Raw genomic sequence first — 1,253 nt, 5'->3', positions numbered from 1 at the left:
GGAACAGTGCCACTGTAATCAACTTCTTCTGGTTGATTATCGACCATGTATTCACCAGTACCAGCTGAAACAGCCCCATACACTTCAACAGTGTTGGTCGTTGGCATTTGAACAACTTTGTTTTGTTCTTCTAATTGTTCGTTAGCAAAATAGTATAACTTTTTTTGTCGTCCGTCATCTAATTGGTTAGCAATGTTAAATATTTTTTCAGGAGTGCTTTCGTTGGTCATAGGAACGTCTGCTCCAATTAGCCAACTAGGATTAACATTCAAAGCCTTAGCGATAATGAAAATTTTATCTTGCTTAGCAGAATATTGACCAGACAACCATTGGCTAATAGAAGATTTACCAATACCTGTCAACTTAGATAATTCAGCTGATTTTACTTTCTTATATTCCATTGCCTCTTTGAGGCGAAGATTAAAACTTTCCATATCTATGTCTTCCTTTATTAGTATAACCATATTATAAACAAAAGTTCAGACAAACTCAACTATTAAATGAAAAAGTTCAGAAAATCTTAAAAAATATATTGCAAAACCAAAAAAACGATGCTATTATTAGTTTGTTCAGAAAAACTGAACGAACGAAAGGAGGATTAGATGATTAAATTCAATTATGAACGATTGTATGGCCGAATGAAGTCTAAGGGTTTCAATCAAAGTTCTCTGGCTAGAAAAATTGGAATTTCAGCTGGAACAATGACAAACAAGTTGAAGGGACAACCTTTTAAACAAGATGAAATTTTAAACATTTGCAATGTGTTAGAAATTGCTGATGAAGATATGTCATCTTATTTTTTTACAATCAACGTTCAGAAAACTGAACATACTACAACATAAGGGAGGCCAGCATGGCAAATGAAGTAAAAGCTTTCAACTTTGAAAGTAACGAAGTACGAACAGTACTTGTTGATAACGAACCATGGTTTGTAGGAAAAGATGTTGCGAAGACATTGGGATATGCCGATGTTAACAAGGCAATTGTTATGCACGTTGATGATGAAGACAAAAAACTCAACGACAAAACGTCTCCGAGTTTTGGACAACGAGGAGCACATTTAATCAACGAATCTGGTGTTTATGCTCTTATCTTTGGTAGCAAGTTAGATAGCGCTAAGCGGTTCAAGAAGTGGGTCACATCAGAAGTCCTTCCAAGCATTCGCAAGCACGGCGCTTACATGACGGACTTGAAGATTGAAGAAGCGTTGACTGACCCAGATACGATTATTCGTTTGGCCACGACTCTTAAGC

The 1,253-nt window shown here is 36.2% G+C and carries 3 protein-coding genes; 2 read left to right on the top strand and 1 reads right to left on the bottom strand.

What is annotated here, in order from left to right; translation table 11 throughout:
* On the bottom strand, positions 1 to 434 hold a 434-nt coding region (locus AOQ32_RS08285), incomplete at its 3' end, for a helix-turn-helix domain-containing protein (protein ID WP_148666545.1).
* Positions 435 to 602: 168 nt separating this feature from the next.
* On the opposite strand from AOQ32_RS08285, the gene AOQ32_RS08280 reads away from it, so the two are divergent.
* Together AOQ32_RS08280 and AOQ32_RS08275 are read left to right on the top strand one after the other, a co-directional pair.
* Positions 603 to 842, top strand: a complete 240-nt coding sequence (locus AOQ32_RS08280) for a DUF739 family protein (RefSeq protein WP_059394390.1) — start codon at positions 603 to 605, stop codon at positions 840 to 842.
* Positions 843 to 853: 11 nt separating this feature from the next.
* A partial coding sequence (locus AOQ32_RS08275) for a BRO-N domain-containing protein (RefSeq protein ID WP_199504903.1) occupies positions 854 to 1,253 on the top strand: 400 nt, incomplete at its 3' end.

The sequence above is a fragment of the Fructobacillus tropaeoli genome, from assembly GCF_001047135.2.
In the GTDB taxonomy this organism is placed as follows: Bacteria; Bacillota; Bacilli; order Lactobacillales; family Lactobacillaceae; genus Fructobacillus; species Fructobacillus tropaeoli.
The sequence above is the reverse complement of the archived record's forward strand: the minus strand, read 5'-3'. Positions and strand labels throughout refer to the sequence as shown.

Excerpts from the sequence above, each read along its gene's own strand:
- AOQ32_RS08280 (WP_059394390.1), top strand. The coding sequence starts at position 603 with ATGATTAAATTCAATTATGAACGATTGTATGGCCGAATGAAGTCTAAG.